Raw genomic sequence first — 21,629 nt, forward strand, 5'->3', positions numbered from 1 at the left:
TAACTTAGGCGGCGCGCTTGGCGACTTCCTCTGGCGCCATGAGAACCAGGGCTTCGTAGTCGTGCAGCAGGGTTTCAGTGATTTGGCCGGGGGTGAAGTGGTGATCGTCGATCTGACGGACCGCGGTGACCTCGGCGGCGGTTCCGGCGAGGAAAACCTCCTGCGCCAAGGTGAGGTCCTCTGGGGGAATGTGGCGCTCGATGATCTCAATGCCACGGGCCTTGGCCAGCGCGATGACCGTGCGGCGGGTAATGCCGTCAAGGAAGCAGTCAGGGACCGGGGTGTGGAGCTTGCCGTCAATGGCCATGAACATGTTGGCCCCGGTGGATTCACCCAGAAAACCGTCCCAGGTGAGCATCAGCGAGTCGGTGAAGCCGGCGGCCTCGGCCGTGTGTTTGGAGAGCGTGCCGATCATGTACAGCCCGGCCGCCTTTGAGGCGGTGGGCGCGGTTTGCGGGTGCGGCCGGCGCCAATGGGCGGTTTGCAGGGTCACACCCTTGAGACGGTCAGCGCCCAAGAAATTGGGCCAGTTCCAGCAGGCGATGGCGAGGTGGATTTTGGTTTGCTGGGCGGAGACGGCGATCTGCTCCGTGCCGCGCCAGGCGATGGGGCGGATGTAGGCATCGGTCAGATTGTTGGCGGCCATGACTTCGTAGCACGCTTTGTTGATCTCATCGGCGGTGAAGGGAATATCAAACCCCAGGATTTTGCCGGAGTTGATCAGCCGCTCGGTATGCGCCTGGAGCTTGAAGATGTTGCCGGCATAGGCGCGCTCGCCCTCGAACACGGCGGAGGCGTAGTGCAGCCCGTGGCTGAGCACATGAATCTTCGCGTCGCGCCAGGGGATCAGCTTGCCTTCCCACCAGATGAATCCATCACGATCGTCAAAAGGGATAAGCGGCATGGTTAAAAAAACTCCGGTAAGGCTGGTGGCGAACAGGCGGCGGGTTAGTGGCTTCGAGCCGGTGATTGAGCGTATAATTTTAAGTTGACGCCAGGGGGCATCATCCTAAAACAATCATACGCCGTGATATTATGGCGGAAACCCCTTGTAGATAAGTAAGCAATACTGTCATAATAGGTTCTGGAAACCTCGTAGGATTGCGAATCTGCCATGCAAGACACTCCAACTCAAGGTCTCAATCGTTTGAAGCGCGATCTGCCCCCCGGCTCCACGCACGCGCAGCCAGGCGCGGGGCTGTTATTTCTGCGCGAGGAGGAGTTGCGGGTTGCGCAGGACATGATGTTTTTCGCGATGCGTGACATCGCCGCCGCCTCGCTGGCGATTTTGTCGGAGTTTGGGCTGGGGCAGGCGCATCATCGCACGCTGCACTGGATCGGCCGCAAGCCGGGGCTGACGGTGGGGGAGTTGCTGGCGTTTCTGGGCATTACCAAGCAGAGCCTGACCCGTGTGCTAGGGCCGTTGATCCGTGACGGCTACGTGGCGCAGACGGCGGGCGCACAGGACCGGCGGCAGCGGCTGCTCACCCTCACCGAGAAAGGCCAGGCGCTGGAGCGGCGGCTGTTTGACTGTCAGCGGGACCGTTTTCTCGCGGCCTACCGGGAGGCGGGCGGGCCGGCAGTGGAAGGATTCCGCCGGGTGCTGCACGGGCTGACCCTGAAGCAGGGGCGCGACTACATCGACAGCTTGGACGCCCACCGCAGCCGGGGGGCGCGTTAGGGCCGGTGCGATGAGCAGTGAAGGGGCGCATATTCTCGTCGTTGACGACGAACCGCGCCTGCGCGGGCTGTTGAGCCGCTACCTTACTGAGCAGGGGTTCCGCGTGACGATGGCGGATTCCGCCGCGCAGGCGCGCGACAAGCTGAGGTTCATGGATTTTGACCTGATGGTGCTGGATGTGATGATGCCCGGCGAGAGCGGGCTGGAGTTGACCGGCGGCCTGCGCGGCGAGCGCGCCCCTGATATGCCCATACTGCTGCTCACCGCACGCGATGCGCCAGAGGATATTATCGCGGGTTTCGAGGCCGGGGCGGATGATTATCTGGGCAAGCCGTTTGACCCGCGGGTGCTGCTGGCGCGCATCCGCGCCATGCTGCGCCGGGCGCAGCCGCCGGCATTGCCCGCCGGGCCGTTGCAGTTGGGCGGCAAGGTGTTTGACGCATCGCGCGCCGAGCTGGTGGGGCCTAACAACCGGGTGCGGCTGACCGGGGCCGAACTTGCGCTGCTGATGGCGCTGGCGGCCCGCCCGCATGAGATCCTCTCACGCGAGGTGCTGGCGGCGGCCCTGGGGCTGGACGATGTGAACGAGCGCGCGATCGACGTGCAGGTGACGCGCCTGCGCCGCAAGATAGAGCCAGACCCGCGCGAGCCGCGGTTTCTGCACACCGTGCGCGGCAAGGGTTATACTCTGAAACCAGGGCCATGAAACTACGCCCCGGCGGATTTTCGGCTGACCGGGTGCTACGCAGGTTTCTGCCGCGCACGCTTTTAGGCCGCTCGCTGCTGATCGTACTGATCCCGCTGGTGCTGCTGCAGGCGGTGGCGCTGCTGCTGTTTTATGGCAATCACCTCAACGAGCTTTCCCGCCGCCTGGCCGGGGGGGTGGCCGGCGAGGTGGGGTTCATGATTGATGAGATCGACCGCGCGCCGGATACCCGGGGGCTCATCATCCAGGAGACTGACCGGTATTTTCAGTTCAGCACCGTGTTTTTGCGCAACCAGGTGCTGCGGCGCCTGCCGCCGCCGGATGCGCCAGGCCCGGTTGATGACGATCTTGCCCGCGGGCTGGCGCAGAATCTGCACCGGCCGTTCAATGTCGCCTGGAATACCACGCCGGGGTTCATCCGGATCAATGTGCAGATGGCTGACGGGGTGCTGAGCATCGATGTGTCGCGCAAGCGGCTCTATATTGGCACGTTTTATCTATTCCTGGTCTGGGTGATCGGCACCGCCGGGCTACTGTTTGGCATCTCGGCGCTGTTTTTACGCACCCAGGTGCGCGGGATCACCCGCCTCGCGGTGGCGGCGGAGGCCTTTGGCATGGGGCGCGACCCCGGGCCGATCAAGCCCGAGGGGGCGGTGGAGGTGCGCCGTGCGGCCGCGGCATTCAACCGGATGCAGGAGCGCCTGCGGCGATTCCTGGCGCAGCGGACCACCATGCTGGCCGGGGTGTCGCATGATCTGCGCACGCCGCTCACCCGGCTGCGGCTCTCTTTGGCGATGCTGCCGGAAGCCGATGCGGGCGAGATGGCGGAGATGACCGGCGACATTGAGGAGATGGAGCAGCTGATTGCCACTTATCTCAGTTTCGCGCGCGGCGAGGGCAGCGAACAGGCCGTGCCCACCGATGTGACGGGCTTGCTGGAGGATGTGGCGGCGGCCGCGCGGCGGGCGGGGGCACGGATAGATTGCGATGCCCCCGAGGGGTTGAGCGCGACGCTGCGCCCCGAGGCGATGCGCCGGGTGCTGACCAACCTGATTGACAATGCCCGCCGCCATGCCGGGCAGATGTGGCTCGGCGCAGCGATGAGCGGGCGGACACTGCGGATTGTGGTTGAGGATGATGGCCCCGGGATTCCAGCCAGTCAGCGTGAGGCCGTGTTCCGCCCGTTCGAGACGGCCTCGGCGGGCGGTACCGGGCTGGGCTTGACGATCGCCCGCGATATCGTCGGCGCGCATGGCGGGGATATTTTTCTGCTGGACCGCCCAGGCGGTGGCCTGCGCGTGGTGATCGAACTGCCGGCGTGAGGCGGTTAATACCAGTCAGCCTTAAGGCTGACTGGTATGCGCGCGGGGCTGGTGGGGCGGCCGCGCGCAAAATCAAGAGCTTATACCAGCCCGCCACCAAACCCAGAGAGTCAAGCTCCTGGCGGGCTGGTATTAACCCAATCAGGCTCTAGGTTACGCCGGAGTCGTAAAAGTAGGTGGCGAGGCGGGCGAGTATTTCATCCTGCGGGGTTTCGGGCGCGATGGGCGGGTAGAGCTTCACGGTGACAATGCCGGGTAAAATGCGGAAGGCTTTCGCGCCCCAGGAGAGGCCGGAATCAGTGGCGGCGGGGATAAGCGGCAGGTTGTTGGCTTTGGCCAGGGCGACGATGCCGGGGTGCAGGCGGGCGCGCTTGCCGGGGAGAACGCGCGTGCCCTCGGGGAAGAGGATGATCTGGCGGCCGGCGTCGAGGGCCGTGGCACAGTCCGACACCATTTTACGCAGGGCCTGGCCGGCGCCGCCGCGGTCCACCGGGACCATGCCGGTAGGTTCCAGCAGCACCCCGAACAGCGGGATTTTGGCCAGCTCACGCTTGAACACAAAGGAGGGGTGGGGCAGCAGGGTCAGCCAGATGAGGACATCGAGGGTGGACTGGTGCTGTGCCGCGACGATGGCGCCGCCGGGCGGCGGCAGGTATTCGCGCCCCTCGATGCGCAGCCGGACACCGCAGAACAAACGCAGAGCGGCGAGGCAGATTTTGGCCCAGAGGATGGGCATGCGGTCAAGCCGCGCATAGCCCAGCCGCCAAAGCAGAATGCCCCAAAGGCTGAGTACGGTGCCGGTGCCGAACATGATGGCGTTGAAGGCGAGGGAGCGGAGGAAGCGCAGGTTGATCAATCCTGGGTTATGAGACTGGCGGCGAACCGGCGGAATCCTAAGCGCACCACGAGGTACTTGCTATATTCTCCGGCGAGCAACCGCAATGTGGGCAGGCTGAAGAGGTTGCGCATGGCGGGCGGGCGCACCGGGGCGGCGATGAGAGTGATACCGGGCAGGGCCTGATGCATTTCCTGCATGGCGCGGGGCATATGATAGTCAGCGGTGACGACGATGAGCGAGTGGATGCCGTGGGCGCGGACCCAGTTGGAGGTCTCCAGCGCATTGCCGTGGGTTGTGCCGGCCATGTGGCCGAGGGTTATGGTGCTGGCATAGCGGGTGGCGGCGGCGGCGTCGTCGGCGGTGAAGTCACCCAGATAGGTGCCGCGCCCGGCGCCAGAGATGAGCAGCAGCGGGGCGTCGCGGTCAGCCAACAGGGCGAGGGCGGCGCTGACGCGGTCATCCCCGCCGGTGAGCGCGACGATGCCGCCAGCATGGGGCATGGGGTTGGGCGGCGCGGCGGTGAGGACCACGGCGAGGAAGATGACAAAGCCGGCCAGCCAGAGGCCTGCGAGGACAACGAAGCCCTTGGCGAACAAGCGCAGCACGGAGAAGCGGCGGCGGCGGCGGAAACGGCGGACGCGGGGCATCAGACCAGTTTCCGCAGCCAGCCCCGCACGGTGAGCTGCGCCGAGCTCCACCCGATGACGGCGGCGGCCAGCGGCAGGCAGGGCAGCGCCGTCCACAACGCGGGCGGCAGGCCGGACAGCCCGTGTTGCAGGCCGTTAAGCTGGGGCGGCCCGCTGAAAGGCGCGGCCAGCGCGGCCAGCCAGAGTAGCACGGGCAGCGCCACCAGCGCCCCGGCGGCCGCGCCCGCCACGGCGAGGGCGGTGGCGCGGCTGGCGAAGCGGCTGGCGATGTCGCCATCCTGCGCGCCGAGGCCATGGATGATCTCGATGGTCTCGCGCCGTTGCGCGAGGCCCGCGCGGGTGGCCAGCGCGACCAGCGCGCCGCCGACCAGGGCGACGATAACCAGCACCGCGGCGGCGCAGGTTTGCAGGCTGCCGGTGAGCGCGGTGACGTGCGCGGCCCATTGCACGCCGGTTTGCGCCAGTGTGCCGGGGGCTGGTTTGTTCAGTGCCGCGGCGATGGCATCGCCCGGGCCGGGGCCGCTCCAAGTGGCGGTGATGACAGCGGGGAGCGGCAGGCCGAGCGCCGCCGCATCCGTACCGAGCCAGGGGGCGAGCAGGTGGTTCAGGGCATCCGTGCTCAGCAGGCGCGGGCTGCTAACGCCCGGCATGGTTTGCAGCGCGGCCTGTACGGCGGCCAGGCGGGTGGCGTTGCCGGCGGCGTCCGGCGCGCTGGGCTGGGGCACCTGGATGGTGAGCGCGGCGGCGGTATCGGTTTGCCATTGCGCGGCGAGCACGGTGCTGGCCAGCGCCCCTGCCACGGCCAGGGCGGCGAGGAAGCTCATGGCCGCGACCAGGACGGGCAGCATCCAGTCCTCCAGCGCCGAGTGCAGACCCAGCGGGTCGGTATGGTGTTTAGCCATGCGCGGTGAGCCGGCCTTCGGCTATTTCCAGCCGCGGGGCGGGGTAGGCGGAAACCAGTGCGTGGTTGTGCGTGGCCACGATGACGGTGGTGCCAAGCTGGTTGAGGGCGGTGATCAGGGTCATCAGCCTGCTTGCCTGCTCATCGTCCAGATTGCCGGTGGGTTCGTCGGCGACCAGCAGTTTCGGTCGCCCGACCACGGCGCGCGCGATGGCGACGCGCTGTTGCTCGCCGCCGGAGAGTTCGTCGGGCAGCGCGCCCAGCCGGTTAGCGAGGCCGACCCAGCGGAGGATTTCAGTGACATCGGCGTGAACTTGCCGCTCGGCACGGCGCGCCAGGCGCATCGGCAGGGCCACGTTGTCATAAGCGGAGAGATGCGCGAGCAGGCGGAAATCCTGGTAGACCACGCCGATGCGCCGGCGCAGCAGCGCGGCATCGCGCCGGGAGATTCTGGCGGCATGGGTGCCCATGATGTCAATCCGGCCCTGGGTCGGGTGTTCGGCCAGGTAGATGAGCTTGAGCAGGGTGGTTTTTCCCGCGCCCGAAGGGCCGGTGAGCCAGCGGAAACCGCCCTCGGGGATTTTAAAATCAACACCGCGCAGCACATCGCGCGCCAAAGCCCCCGGGCTACGGTCCTGATGGCGGTATTTTAACCAGACGTCGTCAAATCTAATCATTGGACCTTAAAGTTATTTTACACCAGGGGGTTAACCAGGTTTTGGTGGCGCGGCCGCGGCCCGGATCAGCCCCCGGGCGTTGAGACTGCCGCGCGTGGATAATGTTTAGATAGACCAAAATTTGTGTCAATTGAATTGATTGGCGGCCGAAGGTCATGCAGTTGTTATTGCGCGAACACGCCAGAAATGCCATTCATAAAGCTGATCATGCGTCTTTTATGCCCGAATTGTTCAGCTGAGTACGAAGTGCCCGATGCGGCGCTGACGGGGCGCAGCCGCAAGTTGCAATGCGCGCGGTGCGGAACGAGCTGGCGCAGTCAGCCGCTTTCCCCCGATCTGGCCATGGTTTCAGATTTTGCGGCGGCGCCGGAGACGGTAAGTGAATCCCAGGTCGATGCCCCGCTTGTGGATGCCAAGCTTGCCGATGCGCCATTGGCGGCGGCGGAGGTGGTGAGCGTGCCGGTGAGTGAGACCGACCCGGCATTGGGGCTGCCGATGTTCCTGACCAGCAGCGGTGATGACGGCGTGGCGCCGTTGCATCAGCCCGGCCAGGGGGATTCCTTCGCGGATCTGGTGCACGCGGCGCGCAACAACGAGGTTGAATACGAGCCGGAAAAGCGCCCGCCGACGCCGGTTAAAACCGGCACTTTGCGGCTGGTGCTGACTCTGTTGCTGCTGCTGGCGGCCGGATTGGCGGGGCTGGCCTTCATCGGGCATTTTGGACATATCGTATAATACCAGTCAGCCTTAAGGCTGACTGGTATGCGCGCGGGGCTGGTGGGGCGGCCGCGCGCAAAATCAAGAGCTTATACCGGCCCGCCACCAAACCCAGAGAGTCAAGCTCTTGGCGGGCTGGTATTAGATCAAATCCACCCGGAAACTTGGTCCAAAATTTCAAAGCTGGGCTGTGCTGGTATCGCTCAGGCGGGAAAACACACGTTGCAACGCAACAAAAAACGTGCTGCAACGCAACAAAAACCGGCTATTTTTTCTGCCCGGTCCACTTGGCTTCGTAAATCTTCGCGCCAGGAGGTGGAACAAAGGATTCTTCGGCCTTGATGTCGGAGAGGCGCAGCGCGTTGAGGCTGATGAGCAGGGCGGCGGTGTTCATCATGCCGGGGGGTATCCACTGGATCAGCCCGCCGAGCATTTGATCATAAAGCGGGGAAATGGAGGGAAAGAGCCGGCCGCAAAGTGTGTAAAACGAGTACAGATTATCCGTGCTCAACGCGATGTAGGAGCTGACGGCGATCTGCGGGAACATCACCAGGAAGCCGGCCGCGGCGCGGGCGAGGTAGGAGAAGCGCGCGGCGGGTTTTGGCCGCGGGTCCAGCACCACCAGCCAGAACAGTAAGCCCCCGAGCAGGCAGGAGAGGTTCATCACCGCGTAGAGGAACGGGTTGATCATGGCCGCGAAATGCACGGCGGGGATCAGCCAGACATCGGTGGTGATGAGGAAGATCGCCATGGCGGGCAGCGGGTGGGCCAGCACGCGGCTGAGCCTGTGCACAACCCGGCTCTGGCAGGCGCGCAGCACCCAGGGCGGGACGCCAAGGCGCAGGACCTCGGGCATCCAGCCGATGGCGATGCCAAAGGGCGCCGCCATGCCGATAACCACCGCCTGGATGCGGTTGAGGAAGAACATGTGCTGGGAGATGTATTCAAAATGCGTTTGCAGCACGAAATAAATGCTGCCCAGGCCGAGCAGAAAGAACCACTGGCGCAGGCGGCCGGGTTTTTGCTCCGGCGCGATGCGGGCCATGCCGCGCAGATACCACAGCAGCATGAACCAGCTGCCGAGGAACACCGGGGCGTTGAAGACGAAGGGGAACAGGTAGGGCAGATGGGCTGGAACGTAGCGGCACAGCAGGTCGACGATGACGGCGGCCAGCAGAATCAGGAAATCAAGCATTTGAACGATCCATTGGCACGCCGGCGAGATCCCGGCTGGTGCGTATTGTTTGCAGGGTTTGCACCCGGGCGACATGCGCGGCGCCGGTGAGCCGGGCGGTGAGCTGGTTCTCGTGCGCGGCGTCGCGTGCCACCAGCTTGAGCAGGAAATCGCCGCCGCCGCGGATCATATGGCATTCGCGCACCTCCGGCCAGGTGGCGACCAGGGCCTCGAAACCATCCAGCACCGCCTGTTTCTGGCTCTCCAGCCCGACGATGACGAAGAAAGCGATCTGCCAGCCGAGTTTCTGGCCGTCCGTGCGGGCGTGGTAGCCTTGAATGAAGCCGGCCTCCTCCAGCCGGCGCACGCGGCGCAGGCAGGGCGGGGGCGAAATTCCGGCCCGCCTGGCCAGCTCTACATTGGTCATGCGGCCGTCCTCTTGCAGTTCGGCGATGATCTTGCGGTCGATGTCGTCGAGCTGGATCGGGTCGGGGTCAGTTGGCATGGCTGGTCCTAAAACACTGGCGGATGGTTCCGCGCAATATAATTACACAAATTCATTTGACCATGGGGGGAAATTGCCAACTACCGCGCCCCGTATCATAAACGCGCGCTTGTATCGGCGCGAGGTCAACAGATATGCTGCATTCCTGATTCTTAATTATTTTGGTGGATGATAAACGGAAATGGCTGAGGTGAGGAAAACGCGCATACTGATCATCGGCGCGGGGCCGGCCGGTTACACGGCGGCAATTTATGCGGCGCGCGCCAATTTGGCGCCGGTGATGGTGGCCGGGCTGCAGCCGGGCGGGCAGCTCACGATTACCACGGATGTGGAGAATTACCCCGGGTTTGCCGAGACCATCCAGGGCCCCTGGCTGATGGAGCAGATGGAAAAGCAGGCCGTGCATGTCGGCACCGAGGTCATCTACGATATCATCACCAAGGTGGATTTCTCCGCCCGGCCCTATCGCGCATGGTCGGATGCCGGGGTGGAGTTCGTGGCGGATGCCGTGGTGATCGCGACCGGGGCGCAGGCGCGCTGGCTGGGGCTGGATTCGGAGAAGATCTACCAGGGCGCCGGGGTTTCCGCCTGCGCCACCTGTGACGGGTTTTTCTACCGGGGCAAAAAGGTCGCCGTGGTCGGCGGCGGCAACACGGCAGTGGAGGAGGCGCTCTATCTCACCCACCACGCCAGCCATGTGACCCTGGTGCACCGGCGCGACAGTTTCCGCGCCGAGAAAATTTTGCAGGACCGGCTGTTTGCCAACCCAAAAATCACCGTGATCTGGGACCATGCGGTGGATGAGATTCTGGGCGGCGGCACCCCTGCGGTGGTCACCGGGGCGCGGCTGCGCCATGTGAAGACCGGGGCCGCGCAGGAGATCAGCGTGGATGGCGTGTTCATCGCCATCGGCCACTCACCCGCCACCGGCGTTTTCGGCGGGCAGGTGAACACTGACGCGGAGGGATTCATCATAACGAAACCCGGCAGCACCGAGACCTCGGTGCCCGGCGTTTTCGCGGCGGGCGACGTGCAGGATAAAATTTTCCGCCAGGCGGTGACAGCCGCCGGGACCGGCTGCATGGCAGCTCTGGAGGCGGAGAAATACCTGGCGCAGTTACCCCAGCAGGCAAGTGAGGCAGCATAAAAATGACGGGGCAGAAAATGGATTGGGACAAGCTGCGGGTGTTCCACGCGGTGGCGGAGGCGGGCAGCTTCACCCATGCGGGTGATACGCTGAACCTTAGCCAGTCGGCGGTGTCGCGGCAGATTTCGGCGCTGGAGGAGGCGCTCGCGGTGCCGCTGTTCCACCGCCATGCGCGCGGGCTGATCCTCACCGAGCAGGGCGAGGCGCTGAACCGCACCGTGCGCGAGGTGTTCGCCAAGCTGGCGATGACCGAGGCGCTGCTGGCCGAGAGCAAGGAAAAACCGGCCGGGCGGCTGAAGGTGACCACCACGCACAGCTTTGGCGTGACCTGGCTGGCGCCGCGGTTGAAAACCTTTATGGCCGCGCACCCGGATGTGACCGTGACGCTGTTGCTCGATGACACCGATCTGGACCTGGCGATGCGCGAGGCCGATGTGGCGATCCGCATGCACCCGCCGCGCCAGCCCGACCTGGTGCAGCGCCATCTGGGGGAAATCCGCAGCCAGATATTGGCCTCGGCGGAGTATCTGAAGGCCAACGGCACCCCGCAGATCGTGGAGGATCTCGACCATCACAAGCTGATCCTCTTTGGCGACCGCAAGCCGCCGGTGCCTGATGTGAACTGGCTGGCCGAGGTGGGCCGCAAGGACGGCACGCCGCGCCGGGGCGTGCTGGAGGTGAACTCCCTACAGGCGATGCTGGTTTGCATCCGCAACGGCATGGGCATCGGGGCGGTGCCGGATTATCTGGTACAGGACCCAACAGGGTTGGTGAACGTGCTGCCCGATCTGAAAAAACCGGCCAATGAGATGTATTTTGTGTATCCCGAGGAGCTGCGCAACAGTAAGCGCGTCTCGGTTTTCCGGGATTTCCTGATCAACAGCATCTCCGAGCGCGGCGCGCATAAGCCCTGAACGGGCCATCCGGGAACCGCCAGAGTGCGATGGCGTCTCATACCAGCCCGCCAAGAGCTTGACTCTCTGGGTTTGGTGGCGGGCTGGTATAAGTTCTTGATTTTGCGCGCGGCCGCCCCACCAGCCCCGCGCGCATACCAGTCAGCCTTAAGGCTGACTGGTATCAGCCATCTGACCCTGGAACCGGCGGATAAGGCCGGTTTTTAGGCAAAGTGGCGCGCTATTATGCACGAAGCGCGTGGCAGGCGCGCGACCAGCGGTTGTAAAAAGGCCGATATTACGAAATTAACACTTAAAAATTTTTTGGTTGTGGCCTATATACAACATTGTTCGGTGCGAGCCGGACTCGTTCAACCCGCGAGGGTTGGATTGGGACTTTGGTCCCAACGTCTCCCAGACGTGAAGCCTCCCTGTTGACTTGACCCGCAAGCCCCTAGGCTGCGGGTCTTTTTTTGGAGGTAATACCAGTCAGCCTTAAGGCTGACTGGTATGCGCGCGGGGCTGGTGGGGCGGCCGCGCGCAAAATCAAGAGCTTATACCAGCCCGCCACCAAATCCAGAGAGTCAAGCTCTTGGCGGGCTGGTATTAAACCAATCAGGTCCTGTGAGCCTCCCCCGTTCCATTTCCGCACCAAACCCGCCCAAACTGGGGAGCAAGCAAAAAATTCCCCAGAAAAACCAATCACTTCTGCCAAAAACGCCACAAACGCTCCACGTGGAGCGTCACCCCACGTCCCAAAGCCGGTGGTTAACCTCCACCAGCCCCGCCTGCGCATCCTTATAAATCCCGAACAAACGGCCATACATCGCATGCGCCGCCGCATCCGGCGCGGTCACATCCAGCAACCGCACGCAGCGCGCCACCGCCTGCGCGGGTGAGGCAAACATCCCCACCCCCACACCCGCCACCAGCGCCGCGCCAAATGAGGCATCCCCCGCCTCGGTCCGCTCCATCACCAGCCCGGTCACATCAGCGATGATCCTGCGCCAAGCCGCGCTGCGCGCCCCGCCGCCCATCAGCCGTATCACCCCAAATTCCAGCCCCAGCCCGCGCGCCGCCTCCAGCAGATCGCGAATGGAAAACGCAATCCCCTCATAGAGCGCGCGCGCGAAATGCGCCCGCGTGTGGGAAATCGTCAGCCCGATGAAATCGCCGCGCAGCAGCGGGTCCCAATAGGGGGCGCGCTCACCCTGCAAATACGGATGAAACAGCAGCCCATCCGCCCCGGCCGGCGCCTCGCCCGCCAGCACATCCATCTCCGCGAACCCGCCCTGCGCGAACATCAGATCGCGCAGCCAGCGGTGCGCCGAGGCGCAGGAGTTCGTCCCCGTCGCGGTGTAGTACATCCCCGGCATGATATGCGGATAACAGGAAACCGGCGGGTTCACGCGCGGCCCCTGCGTCGCCAGATACAACACCCCCGCTGTCGCCAGTTTCACCCCGCCCACCCCGGGTGTCACGGCTCCCACGCCAAAAAATTCCACTGTGGTATCGTTCGCGCCGCACACCACCGGCGTTCCCGCCGCCAGCCCGCAGGCCGCGGCGGCGGCGGGCAACACGCCCCCCACCACGGATGTGGCCTCCACAATCGGCGGCAGGCGCGCCATGTCCCAGCCGATCAACCCGCAAAGCTCGGTTGACCAGCCGCGCGTGGCGTCCTCGGCCAGCAGGCTCCCCACCGCGTCGGAGAAATCCGTCTCCCAGGTTCCGGTCAGGCAAAAGCGCAGATAATCCTTCGCCAGATACAACCGCCGCACCCGCGCCATCACCTCCGGCTCATGGTTCTGCAACCAGGCCAGCATCGCCAGCGTCCAGGTTGGGTTCACCCGGTTCAGGCCGATCTCCACAATCCGCGCCCCGGCCCGCGCCTGCAACGCGGCGGCCTCGGCGGCGCTGCGCTGGTCGTTCCACATAATCGCCGGGCGCAGCGCATGGCCCGCCGCATCGGTCAGCACCGGAATATGCGCCCCGGCCGAAACGCCAACCCCGGCGATGTCCCCGGCTCCGATCCCCGCCGCCTCCAGCGCCTCGGGCACCGCCCGGCACAACGCGGCAAACCATTCCGCCGGGTCCTGCTCAGACCATCCCGGCCGCGCCACCACGGTGGTCACCGGCGTGCTCGCCTCGCCCGCAACCTTCCCGGCCGCGTTGATGATCGAGACCTTGAGGCTGCTCGCCCCCAGATCGATGCCGCATAGAAATTTTGTCATAACGCCCCCTGACAGACTTCATCAAACCCGAATTCCGCCAGCCGCGGCCGCATCACATCCATATCCGCCAACGGTGCTGTAAACCACGCCGCCCCCGCGCGCGCCGCCGCCGGGGTGGAAAGTCCCCCCGTCACCGCCAGCGTGCGCCTTGCCACCGGCAGCGCCGGATCAAACCACGTCACCCCCGGATACAGCGCCTCGAATTCCGGGTGCAGAAACGTGTAATGCGTGCAGCCCAGCGCCACCGCATCCATCCGCCCGGCACCGGGCTGGTTGAATAACGGCGCCACCGCACTCGCCACATCCACCGCATGGCCGCGGAATTTCTGCTCCGCCAGCGCCGCCAGCGTGGGCGCGCCGAGGCTGTGAATTTCACAATCGGGCGCGAATGTCTCAATCAATTCGCGCAAATACGCCCGGCGCACCGTCGCGGCGGTCGCCAATACGCCGATCACCCTGGTTTTGCTCGCCGCCGCCGCCGGTTTGATCGGCGGCACGCAGCCGATGAAGGGCAGCGCATACGCCGCCCGCAACGCCCCCAGCGCGATGGTGCTGGCGGTATTGCACGCCACCACCACCGCATCCGGTTTCAAAAACTCTATGGCCCTGCCGATAAGCCCCACGATATGCACCAGCAGCGCCGCATCGGGTTTTTCACCATAGGGGAAAAATCCGTTATCGGCGAGATAGCTGATCCGCGCGTCCGGCTGCAACCGGCGGATCTCGCGCACCACGCCCAGCCCGCCAATCCCTGAATCAAAAACAAGCAGATGCATGGCGTCGCCTCAGAACTCCTCGCTGGCGAATTCCACGTCGCGGTGCACATGCACTGACATCAACACGCCAAACCCCAGCATCACCGCCGTCAGCGCCGAACCGCCATAGGAGATCAGCGGCAGCGGCACGCCCCCCACCGGGATCAGCCCCATCACCATTGAGAGATTGACAAAACAGTACAGGAAAAAATTCGCCGCCACCCCCAGCGCCACCAGCCGCCCATATACATGCCCGCATGAAATCGCGGTATAAAGCGCCATGGCGATAATGGAGAACAGCAGCACCAGCACCGCCACGCTGCCCAGAAAACCAAACTCCTCGGCGATGATGGTGAACACGAAATCGGTCTGTTTCTCTGGCAGGAAATTTAGCTGGTTCTGCGTGCCGTGCAGATACCCCTGGCCGGTCAGCCCGCCCGAACCCAGCGCGATCTTCGACTGGATGATATTATACCCGGCCCCCAGCGGGTCCGAGCCCGGATTCAGGAAGGTGATGATGCGCGCGCGCTGGTAGTCATGCAGGTGATGATAAAGCAGGGGGGCCGCCACCAGCATCACCCCCAGCAAAACCGCGAACTTCCACCAGCGCACCCCCGCCCCCAGCATCACCGTGGCGCCGATCATCGCGGTGATCACGGCGGTGCCCAGGTTCGGCTCCTTCAATATCAGCCCAACGGGGAGCAAAATCGCCGCCACCGCCGGCAGCAGGAACAAGGCCTCGTTCAGCCGCTCTTGCGTGGCGCGGCGGAAATACGCCGCCAGCCCCAGAGTGAGAAACAGCTTCATCAACTCGCTCGGCTGAATGTCCATGCCCCCCACGCTCATCCACCGCTTCGCGCCCAGCCCGGTATGGCCGAACTTCATCACCACCAGCAGCAGCAAAATCCCCAGCGCATAGGCGGGCCAGGAGATTTTGGCGATCTGGCGGATATCCACCATCGCGATCCCCAGCATCAGCGCCAGCGCGCCGATGAAGCGGAACAGCTGGCTGTCGGCATAGGGCCGAGGTGCGCCCCCGGCGGCGGAATACAGCGCCGTATACCCCACCCCCGCCAGCAGGCAGACGCACAGCACGAACAGCCAGTTGACCCGCAGGAGCTTGCTCATCAGGCCGAAGGAACGGTCGCGGAACGGCCGTTGCGGCGCCAGCCTTTCGGAATCCATCATCATGCGCCCCCGCCTCCCAGCGGCACATCCCGCCCGGCTGGATCATGGGTCAGCGCATGGGTCATCAACGTATGGGCGATCGGCGCCGCCGCCACCCCGCCGTAATTGCCATGTTCGATCACCACGGCCACAGCATAGCGCGGATTGTCATACGGCGCGAAGGCGACAAAGAGCGCATTCGGCCGCGCCGCCCAGGCCATGGTGAGGTCATTAAACCCCTGCCGCTTCTCGGCCGCGGTGTTGTCGTGCACCTGGGCGGTGCCGGTCTTGCCCGCCATCTGCACATTCGGCAGATCAAGCCGGTTGGCATAGGCCGTGCCCGCCGGGGTGTTCACCACCTCGAACAACCCCTGGCGGACAACCGCCAGATGCGCCGGGTCAACATCGAGCACCGGCCAGTCGCCCGGGGTGGAGCCAATCTGCAAAGTCCCGGCAATCCGCCGCGTGATATGCGGGCCAACCGCGCTGCCCGTCGCCACCCGCGCGATCATCGTCGCCAGTGCCAGCGGCGTGAGCTGGGTGTAGCCCTGGCCGATCCCTTGCACCACGGTGCTGCCCTCCACCCAGTGAATCCCATGCTGGCGCGCCCAGTCCAGCGTCGGCACCAGCCCCGTCTCGGCATTAGGCAGATCCACGCCCAGATCGGTGCCCAGCCCCATCAGCGTGGCCATCTCCGCGATCCGGTCGATCCCCACCCCCAGCGCCACCTGATAGAAAAACACGTCGCAGCTCACCTGCAACGCCGTGGTCACGGTAATGGAGCCATGGGCCATGTGGTTATCGCACCAGAACACATGGTCACCCAGCTTGAAAAAACCAGGGCAGGTCAAAATCGTCTCCGCCGTGAGGGTGCCCGCCTTCATCGCCGCCAGCGCCACGGTGGGCTTGAAGGTGGAGCCAGGCGCGAACAAACCCGCGACCGCCTTGTTCTGCAACGGGTGGCCCGGATCGGCCATCCAGGCATTCCAGGTTGCCTGCGGCACCCCTTTGTCGAACAGCGACGGATCAAACGAGGGGCTGCTCGCCATCGCCAGAATCTCGCCGGTGATGGCGTCAAGCATCACCACCGCCCCGGTCTGGTCTTTCAGCCCCTGCACCGCCAGCGCCTGCAACCCGGCATCCAGTGCCAGCGTCACCTCCTGCCCCTGCGTGCCCGGGTCATGCGCCAACTGGCGCACCACCTGGCCATGCACGTTGGTCTCCATCTGCACGAAACCCGGCACGCCGCGCAGCACCGTATCCTGCGCCGCCTCCACCCCGGTGCGGCCAATGCGCATGCCCGGCAGGCTGAGCACCGGGTCCGCCGCCGCCTCGCGCTGGTTGGGCCGGGCCACATAGCCAACCGCATGCGCAAGCCCCGGGCCGAACGGGTAGGAGCGGCTGGCCCCCACCTCCACCACAACGCCGGGCAGGTCCGGCGTGTTCACCTCCAGCACCGCCATGTCCGGCCAGTCCAGATAATCCTTCAGCAGCACCGGAATATAGCCGGGCCGGTGCGCCAGCTCAGCGGCGATGCGCGCCTTCTCGTCGTCGGGCAGTGGCACCAGCCGGTAGAAATTATCCAGCACCGCCTGCGGGTCAGGCGCCAGCGCCTGCATGAAAAGGGCGCGCCAGTGCTGCTGGTTGCCCGCCAGCACGGTGCCGAAGCGGTCTGTGATCAGCCCGCGCAGCGGTGCTTCCAGCCGCTCGGAGATCGAGTTTTGCTCTGCCAGCAACGCGTATTTGCCATGCTTGGCGACCTGCAAATTATACAGCCGCCCCGCGATGGCGCCAAAGATGCCAAATTGCGCCGTGCCGATGAGCAGCGCGCGGCGGGTAAAGGCGGCGCGGTCCTTGGCGTCACGCTTCATGGCGCGCGCCCCCCGCCGGCAGGCGCAAACCCGGCATCAGGCCAATTCAGCCGCCGCGGGGCCGCGATGCATACGAATGAACAGCGCCGCCAGCGCCGGGTAGAGCAACACCGCGAAGCCGGTTTGTGTCAGCACCGGGCGCAGCGGCAGCACGCCCTGCCCGAGCAGCGATTGCGCGCCCCACGCCAGCACAAACGCCCCGGCGGCAAAGCCGGAAAAAACCGGCCAGGTGAATAAGAAACCCCGTTGCACCAGCCGGCGGCGCAGCGCCAGCACCAAGCCGTGCAGCAGCAGCAGCAGCAACGCCCACAGCCCGACCGGCGAAAAGCCCAGCAGATCCAGCAGCACCCCGCCCGCCATCACCGCTGGCGCGGGCAATGCGGACGGCCGGTACAGCGACCAGAAAAACACACAGGCCATCGCATAAACCGGGCGCAGCTGCGCCTGTCCGGGCAGGCCGAAATTCAGGCCCAGCACCACCAGCCCGGCCACCAGCGTGCCGAAGGGAACAGCATAACGCGCCGCCGCATCCAACCGGCGCCACAAGCCTTGCCGCCGCATGCGCTATTTTTTCCGGTGATGGACGATGGCGGCGGGCTTGGCCTTGGTGTGCGGGATCGGCGTCAGCACCGGCAGATTATCCGGGTAGCTGAACAGCCGCAGCAGGCGCAGCGAGTCCAAATCCGCCAGCGGCAGCACCACCGGCTGGTTTTGCGCATCGTAATGCACCACGCCAACCGGCAGGCCGGGCGGAAACGCGCCGCCAACCGCGCTGGTCAGCACCATCGCGCCTTCAGCGGGCGGCTGGCCCGGCGCCCAGTAGAGCAATGCCGGGGTGGGGCCGTTGGTTCCGGCCATCAGCGCGGGCGCGCCGCGGGCGCCCAGCGCCACGGGAATCCGGCTGTTGATATCGGTGATGAGCAGCACCCGCGCCGAGCGGCTCCCCGCCTCGACCACGCGCCCCGCAACCCCGCGCCCGTCCATCGCCACGGCGCCCATCAGCGGCACGGAGCTGCCGCCAGGCGGCAAATCCACCAGCACCGAACGGTCATAAACCCCGCCCAGATCCGCCACCACATCGCCGGTGGAAAACGCCGGCGCGGCGGGCGGCGTGTAGTTCAGAGTGGCCTTCAGCGCGTTGTTCTGCGCCTCTAGCGCCATCGCCACCGCCTGCCATTGCAGCAGTTTGGCGTTTTCCGCGCGCAAGCGCGCGTTCTCGGCGCTCAAGGAAAACAAATGCCCGATCGCCCCGGTGCCGCTCTCCGCCGCCGCGATCGGCCCCGCGAACACGCCGTATACCGGCGCCAGCACATCATCGAGCCCGGTGCGCAGCGCCCCGGACATTCCCTGGTCAGCGCGGCCGATCAGCACGATGACAAACGACAGCACCAGCATCACCGGAAACGTGAGCCGCGACACAGCCTGCCGGAACGGGACCGATAATCTGATCACCGGGGGGGGTGTTCTCCACAAGAAAAATACAAATCGCTGAAACGAGAGCAAGCATTACAGCCAATTTACATAAGCGGACAGGTCCAGCCGCGCCGATTCCGCCCGCCTAAGTAAGATTTAATGATGCGTTGCCGGAATCACGCGCCGGGCGGACGCCAAAAATCGCGGTGCCGACGCGCACATGCGTGGCCCCGGCGGCAATCGCGATTTCGAAATCGCCCGACATGCCCATCGAGCGCACCGCCAGCCCGTGCACATCCGCCATTGCCGCCAGGCGCCTGAAATAGGGCAGCGGGTCCACCCCCTCGGGCGGAATGCACATCAACCCTTTCAGCGCCGCGCCAAAACGCGCCCGGCTGGCCTTTATGAACCCATCCGCCGCCGCCAGGGGCACACCCGCCTTCTGCGGCTCGGCACCTATATTCACCTGCACCAGCAGCTCCGGCAGCCGCCCCGCCGCCTGCGCCGCTTTCTCGATGGCATCGCTCAGGCGCGCGCGGTCCAGGCTGTCAATCGCGTCGGCGATGCGCACCGCCTGCGCCGCCTTGTTGGTCTGCAATGCGCCGATCAGATGCAGCTTTGCCCCGGGGATGGGAAATTTTGCCTCCGCCTCCTGCACCTTGTTCTCGCCGAACACCGCCTGCCCCGCCGCCAGCGCGGCCAGCACCGCCGCGCGCGGGTGGGTCTTGCTCACCGCGATCAGCGTCACATCCGCGGGGGCGCGACCGGCGGCGCGCGCGGCCGCGGCGATACGGGCATGAATGTTTTCCAGATTCGCCGTGATCATCGTAAGGTCAGCCATGGATATACGGTTAATCGCCTGGGGCCGGAGGGTAAAGCGGGGCGGCGCGCCGCCGCCGCTTTGGCTGTTCTCAGACCCCGCGCGAACGCCGGACCTGCTGGCGGTGGTGCGCGCCTTGCCACCCCGTCTATGCGGCGTGGTGTTCCGGCATGATGCCGCGCCGGAGCGCGCCGCGCTGGGCGCGCAACTCGCCACGCTGTGCCGCGCGCGCCGCATTGCCTTGGTGGTCGCGGGGGACGCGCGGCTGGCGGCCCGCCTGAAGGCCGGGGTACATCTGCGCGGCGGCCGGCGCGCCGGGGTTTTGCTCCTGCCGCGCCACGCGCTTGTCACCGCCTCGGCGCATAATTTGGCGCAGCTGCGCCAGGCCCAAAAGGCCGGCGCGCGCATCGCCTTCATCTCCCCGGTTTTCCCCACCGCTAGCCATCCCGGCGCCCCGGTGCTCGGCGGCCCGGGGTTTCGCAATCTGGCGCGGCGCGCCGGGCGGGCTAACCCCTTCGCGCTGGGGGGAATTAACGGCGCAAGCATTCGCAGGCTGGGTAAATTCTGTGCCGGCGCCGGGGCCATCGAGGCTTTGGCCGCCGTTGCCACATAGCGGCAATGTTACATTTATTGCCTACCAAATAGGTAGACATATGCTTGCGAAACTGTAATATTCGACAAAATGTTACGGTTTTTCCAAGTGATTTGAAATCCAAATTTCACACTATTGTCATATACATGTGCTGTTTTCGCCACAGGTGTTACAAAATTCCCCCGCTGCACAATTACGAGATTGCGCCAGCGCCAGTATGCGGCTTTTAAGGGCGCATCCGAGCGGTTCGCCCCCACGGCTGGCTGCTCAGAACCGGGTTTTTTTAACTCGCCGCTAACGTATCCCGCCGGGTCTCCGGCTTAAAATGAGAAGGATTTTTTCATGCGCAAACTGCTCCTGGCCTCCGCGGCCTCGATGGGCGCTCTGCTCGCCGCCACCTCCGGCGCCATGGCGCAGCCGGCCAAGCCGGTCGCCCCCGGCACCGTCGCCGTGCATTTGAACGGCTATCTGCAGTTCGCCATCGGCGATATTGGCGGCAACGGCATGACCGGCGGCACCGGCGCCACCGCCTACAAGCTGAGCCCGGTCGGCACCATCGGCGATGTGCGCCTGTACCCCGGCGTTGACGGCATGACCGAGGACGGCATTGCCTACGGCGCCCAGGTTGAGCTGCGCACCACCACCTCCAACGCCGGCAAGGGCGTGAACAACACCACCACCAACAGCTCCGGTGTGAACAGCTTCTATGTCCGCCGCGCCTATGGCTATATCGGCACGACCGAGTTCGGCTATGTCCGCTACGGCCAGACCGACGGCGCCTTCACCCTGCTGCAGCGCGGCGTGATCGAGGCGTTCGGCGACGGCGCGCAGTGGACGGCGGAAGGCGCTCCCGTCAACCTGCTGCCGAGCGGCGCTCCCGGCCAGTTCATCTATGCCGACCAGGGCGCGCTCTACACCACTGACAAGCTGGTCTACATCTCCCCGGCCCTGGCCGAGCCGATGCTGGATGGCAAGTTCAGCGCCGTCATCAGCTTTGAGCCGAACTCCAACGGCATCAAGGAAGGCTACGCCAGCCTGAGCAGCATCAACGGCGCGCAGGTTTCCTCCATCGCCGGTGGCAGCAACACCCGCCGCCGCAACACGTTTGACGGTATGATCAACTACGGTGTGAACCTCGGCGGCTTCGCCACCCAGGTCTCCGGCGGCTATCTGGCCTCCTCGCCGCTCGGCAATCTCACCGGCGCGCAGGCTTACAGCAGCATGGGCGTGTTCCAGGCTGGCGCGCAGACCACCTATGGCGGGTTGACCGTTGGCGCCAACCTCAAGAGCGGCTCGGTTGAAGACGGCTACGCCTTCAAGCCCCGCGGTGCCCGCAACGCGCTGGCCTACACCGTGGGCGCCGTCTACGTTGTCGGCCCCTACTCGGTCGGCGCGTCCTACTTCAACTCGCAGACCTCCGGCGGCTGGACCTATGGCGGCACCACCGCCCGCACGCTGAGCGAATACGGCTTTGCCACCGGCGCCAACTACGCGGTTGCCAAGCCGGTCTCGCTGTTCGTGGAATACATGTACGGCCACAAGCACCAGCCGGCTGCGGCTACCAAGGGCAAC

At 65.3% G+C, this 21,629-nt stretch carries 22 protein-coding genes; 8 read left to right on the top strand and 14 right to left on the bottom strand.

Translation table 11 applies throughout. The annotated features are described in order from the left end of the window. Nucleotides 1-4: 4 nt before the first annotated feature. Nucleotides 5-904 (bottom strand): branched-chain amino acid aminotransferase, encoded by a 900-nt coding sequence (locus PHE40_RS00190; protein ID WP_299956273.1) that lies wholly within the window; start codon nt 902-904, stop codon nt 5-7. Between the two features lie 243 nt (nt 905-1,147). On the opposite strand from PHE40_RS00190, the gene PHE40_RS00195 reads away from it, so the two are divergent. Genes PHE40_RS00195 through PHE40_RS00205 form a run of 3 tightly spaced genes read left to right on the top strand, consistent with a single transcriptional unit; the run spans nt 1,148 to nt 3,709 of the window. Continuing rightward, a complete protein-coding gene (locus PHE40_RS00195) occupies nt 1,148-1,681 on the top strand; it encodes a MarR family winged helix-turn-helix transcriptional regulator (protein WP_299956276.1) in 534 nt (177 codons plus the stop codon). Nucleotides 1,682-1,691: 10 nt separating this feature from the next. After that, nucleotides 1,692-2,387, top strand: a complete 696-nt coding sequence (locus tag PHE40_RS00200; protein ID WP_299956279.1) for a response regulator transcription factor — start codon at nt 1,692-1,694, stop codon at nt 2,385-2,387. Next, complete coding sequence (locus PHE40_RS00205) at nt 2,384-3,709, top strand: ATP-binding protein (RefSeq protein WP_299956282.1); 1,326 nt, start codon at nt 2,384-2,386, stop codon at nt 3,707-3,709. Before PHE40_RS00200 ends, PHE40_RS00205 begins: the two co-directional genes overlap by 4 nt. 148 nt (nt 3,710-3,857) lie before the next feature. Here the strand turns inward: PHE40_RS00205 and PHE40_RS00210 are convergent, their stop codons facing one another. From PHE40_RS00210 to PHE40_RS00225, 4 genes are read right to left on the bottom strand one after another with little or no spacing between them, the layout of a single operon-like run. Beyond that, on the bottom strand, nt 3,858-4,565 hold the full coding sequence (locus PHE40_RS00210) for a 1-acyl-sn-glycerol-3-phosphate acyltransferase (protein WP_299956285.1): 708 nt from the start codon (nt 4,563-4,565) through the stop codon (nt 3,858-3,860). After that, nucleotides 4,562-5,194: a YdcF family protein gene (locus PHE40_RS00215; RefSeq protein ID WP_299956288.1), complete on the bottom strand. Its 633-nt coding sequence runs from the start codon at nt 5,192-5,194 to the stop codon at nt 4,562-4,564. The genes PHE40_RS00210 and PHE40_RS00215 overlap by 4 nt, the downstream gene beginning before the upstream one ends. Beyond that, nucleotides 5,194-6,096 (bottom strand): ABC transporter permease, encoded by a 903-nt coding sequence (locus PHE40_RS00220; protein ID WP_299956291.1) that lies wholly within the window; start codon nt 6,094-6,096, stop codon nt 5,194-5,196. Before PHE40_RS00220 ends, PHE40_RS00215 begins: the two co-directional genes overlap by 1 nt. Then, nucleotides 6,089-6,772, bottom strand: a complete 684-nt coding sequence (locus PHE40_RS00225) for a cell division ATP-binding protein FtsE (RefSeq protein WP_299956294.1) — start codon at nt 6,770-6,772, stop codon at nt 6,089-6,091. The genes PHE40_RS00220 and PHE40_RS00225 overlap by 8 nt, the downstream gene beginning before the upstream one ends. A gap of 207 nt (nt 6,773-6,979) precedes the next feature. On the opposite strand from PHE40_RS00225, the gene PHE40_RS00230 reads away from it, so the two are divergent. Further along, entirely contained in the window at nt 6,980-7,507 is a 528-nt protein-coding gene (locus PHE40_RS00230; RefSeq protein WP_299956297.1) for a zinc-ribbon domain-containing protein, read from the top strand. 247 nt (nt 7,508-7,754) lie between these two features. Here the strand turns inward: PHE40_RS00230 and PHE40_RS00235 are convergent, their stop codons facing one another. Both PHE40_RS00235 and PHE40_RS00240 read right to left on the bottom strand, forming a co-directional pair. Beyond that, the gene (locus PHE40_RS00235; RefSeq protein WP_299956300.1) at nt 7,755-8,684 is read right to left on the bottom strand and encodes a cytochrome c oxidase assembly protein; all 930 of its coding nucleotides are present in this window, start codon (nt 8,682-8,684) and stop codon (nt 7,755-7,757) included. Then, on the bottom strand, nt 8,677-9,168 hold the full coding sequence (locus PHE40_RS00240; RefSeq protein ID WP_299956303.1) for an Lrp/AsnC family transcriptional regulator: 492 nt from the start codon (nt 9,166-9,168) through the stop codon (nt 8,677-8,679). The genes PHE40_RS00235 and PHE40_RS00240 overlap by 8 nt, the downstream gene beginning before the upstream one ends. A gap of 181 nt (nt 9,169-9,349) precedes the next feature. On the opposite strand from PHE40_RS00240, the gene trxB reads away from it, so the two are divergent. Together trxB and PHE40_RS00250 are read left to right on the top strand one after the other, a co-directional pair. Continuing rightward, complete coding sequence (trxB, locus tag PHE40_RS00245) at nt 9,350-10,315, top strand: thioredoxin-disulfide reductase (protein ID WP_299956306.1); 966 nt, start codon at nt 9,350-9,352, stop codon at nt 10,313-10,315. Between the two features lie 17 nt (nt 10,316-10,332). Then, entirely contained in the window at nt 10,333-11,229 is an 897-nt protein-coding gene (locus PHE40_RS00250; RefSeq protein WP_299956332.1) for a LysR family transcriptional regulator, read from the top strand. Nucleotides 11,230-11,951: 722 nt separating this feature from the next. Here PHE40_RS00250 and xylB read toward each other — a convergent pair. The 7 genes from xylB to PHE40_RS00285 all read right to left on the bottom strand — a co-directional run bounded on the left by xylB (nt 11,952) and on the right by PHE40_RS00285 (nt 19,486). Next, nucleotides 11,952-13,439 carry a xylulokinase gene (xylB, locus tag PHE40_RS00255; RefSeq protein ID WP_299956309.1) on the bottom strand — a complete coding sequence of 496 codons (1,488 nt, stop codon included), beginning with the start codon at nt 13,437-13,439 and terminating at the stop codon, nt 11,952-11,954. Continuing rightward, nucleotides 13,436-14,215 carry a glutamate racemase gene (murI, locus tag PHE40_RS00260; RefSeq protein ID WP_299956311.1) on the bottom strand — a complete coding sequence of 260 codons (780 nt, stop codon included), beginning with the start codon at nt 14,213-14,215 and terminating at the stop codon, nt 13,436-13,438. The genes xylB and murI overlap by 4 nt, the downstream gene beginning before the upstream one ends. 9 nt (nt 14,216-14,224) lie before the next feature. Continuing rightward, nucleotides 14,225-15,382 carry a rod shape-determining protein RodA gene (gene rodA, locus PHE40_RS00265; protein ID WP_299956334.1) on the bottom strand — a complete coding sequence of 386 codons (1,158 nt, stop codon included), beginning with the start codon at nt 15,380-15,382 and terminating at the stop codon, nt 14,225-14,227. Continuing rightward, on the bottom strand, nt 15,382-17,232 hold the full coding sequence (gene mrdA / locus PHE40_RS00270) for a penicillin-binding protein 2 (protein WP_299956314.1): 1,851 nt from the start codon (nt 17,230-17,232) through the stop codon (nt 15,382-15,384). Before mrdA ends, rodA begins: the two co-directional genes overlap by 1 nt. A gap of 36 nt (nt 17,233-17,268) precedes the next feature. Beyond that, nucleotides 17,269-17,793, bottom strand: coding sequence for a rod shape-determining protein MreD (locus tag PHE40_RS00275; RefSeq protein WP_299956317.1), 525 nt, complete (start codon nt 17,791-17,793; stop codon nt 17,269-17,271). A 3-nt stretch (nt 17,794-17,796) separates the two neighbouring features. Then, nucleotides 17,797-18,651 carry a rod shape-determining protein MreC gene (gene mreC, locus PHE40_RS00280; RefSeq protein ID WP_299956319.1) on the bottom strand — a complete coding sequence of 285 codons (855 nt, stop codon included), beginning with the start codon at nt 18,649-18,651 and terminating at the stop codon, nt 17,797-17,799. A 139-nt stretch (nt 18,652-18,790) separates the two neighbouring features. Further along, nucleotides 18,791-19,486: a YggS family pyridoxal phosphate-dependent enzyme gene (locus PHE40_RS00285; protein ID WP_299956321.1), complete on the bottom strand. Its 696-nt coding sequence runs from the start codon at nt 19,484-19,486 to the stop codon at nt 18,791-18,793. Between PHE40_RS00285 and PHE40_RS00290 the strand changes: the two genes are divergently transcribed. Together PHE40_RS00290 and PHE40_RS00295 are read left to right on the top strand one after the other, a co-directional pair. Further along, nucleotides 19,485-20,078, top strand: a complete 594-nt coding sequence (locus PHE40_RS00290; RefSeq protein WP_299956323.1) for a thiamine phosphate synthase — start codon at nt 19,485-19,487, stop codon at nt 20,076-20,078. The genes PHE40_RS00285 and PHE40_RS00290 overlap by 2 nt on opposite strands. A 321-nt stretch (nt 20,079-20,399) precedes the next feature. Further along, nucleotides 20,400-21,629 (top strand): porin (locus PHE40_RS00295; protein ID WP_299956325.1); only part of this gene is annotated, 1,230 nt, incomplete at its 3' end.

Origin of the sequence: Acidocella sp., from assembly GCF_028687955.1 — a bacterium.
Classification (GTDB): Bacteria; Pseudomonadota; Alphaproteobacteria; order Acetobacterales; family Acetobacteraceae; genus Acidocella.

Bases quoted from the DNA above. Each gene is read 5' to 3' on its own strand.
- PHE40_RS00250 (WP_299956332.1), top strand. From the start codon at position 10,333: ATGGATTGGGACAAGCTGCGGGTGTTCCACGCGGTGGCGGAGGCGGGC.
- PHE40_RS00190 (WP_299956273.1), bottom strand. From the start codon at position 904: ATGCCGCTTATCCCTTTTGACGATCGTGATGGATTCATCTGGTGGGAA.
- mrdA (WP_299956314.1), bottom strand. From the start codon at position 17,232: ATGAAGCGTGACGCCAAGGACCGCGCCGCCTTTACCCGCCGCGCGCTG.
- PHE40_RS00215 (WP_299956288.1), bottom strand. From the start codon at position 5,194: ATGCCCCGCGTCCGCCGTTTCCGCCGCCGCCGCCGCTTCTCCGTGCTG.
- PHE40_RS00225 (WP_299956294.1), bottom strand. From the start codon at position 6,772: ATGATTAGATTTGACGACGTCTGGTTAAAATACCGCCATCAGGACCGT.
- PHE40_RS00235 (WP_299956300.1), bottom strand. From the start codon at position 8,684: ATGCTTGATTTCCTGATTCTGCTGGCCGCCGTCATCGTCGACCTGCTG.
- PHE40_RS00200 (WP_299956279.1), top strand. From the start codon at position 1,692: ATGAGCAGTGAAGGGGCGCATATTCTCGTCGTTGACGACGAACCGCGC.
- PHE40_RS00240 (WP_299956303.1), bottom strand. From the start codon at position 9,168: ATGCCAACTGACCCCGACCCGATCCAGCTCGACGACATCGACCGCAAG.
- rodA (WP_299956334.1), bottom strand. From the start codon at position 15,382: ATGATGGATTCCGAAAGGCTGGCGCCGCAACGGCCGTTCCGCGACCGT.
- xylB (WP_299956309.1), bottom strand. From the start codon at position 13,439: ATGACAAAATTTCTATGCGGCATCGATCTGGGGGCGAGCAGCCTCAAG.
- PHE40_RS00290 (WP_299956323.1), top strand. From the start codon at position 19,485: ATGGATATACGGTTAATCGCCTGGGGCCGGAGGGTAAAGCGGGGCGGC.
- murI (WP_299956311.1), bottom strand. From the start codon at position 14,215: ATGCATCTGCTTGTTTTTGATTCAGGGATTGGCGGGCTGGGCGTGGTG.
- trxB (WP_299956306.1), top strand. From the start codon at position 9,350: ATGGCTGAGGTGAGGAAAACGCGCATACTGATCATCGGCGCGGGGCCG.
- PHE40_RS00275 (WP_299956317.1), bottom strand. From the start codon at position 17,793: ATGCGGCGGCAAGGCTTGTGGCGCCGGTTGGATGCGGCGGCGCGTTAT.
- PHE40_RS00230 (WP_299956297.1), top strand. From the start codon at position 6,980: ATGCGTCTTTTATGCCCGAATTGTTCAGCTGAGTACGAAGTGCCCGAT.
- PHE40_RS00285 (WP_299956321.1), bottom strand. From the start codon at position 19,486: ATGGCTGACCTTACGATGATCACGGCGAATCTGGAAAACATTCATGCC.
- PHE40_RS00220 (WP_299956291.1), bottom strand. From the start codon at position 6,096: ATGGCTAAACACCATACCGACCCGCTGGGTCTGCACTCGGCGCTGGAG.
- PHE40_RS00205 (WP_299956282.1), top strand. From the start codon at position 2,384: ATGAAACTACGCCCCGGCGGATTTTCGGCTGACCGGGTGCTACGCAGG.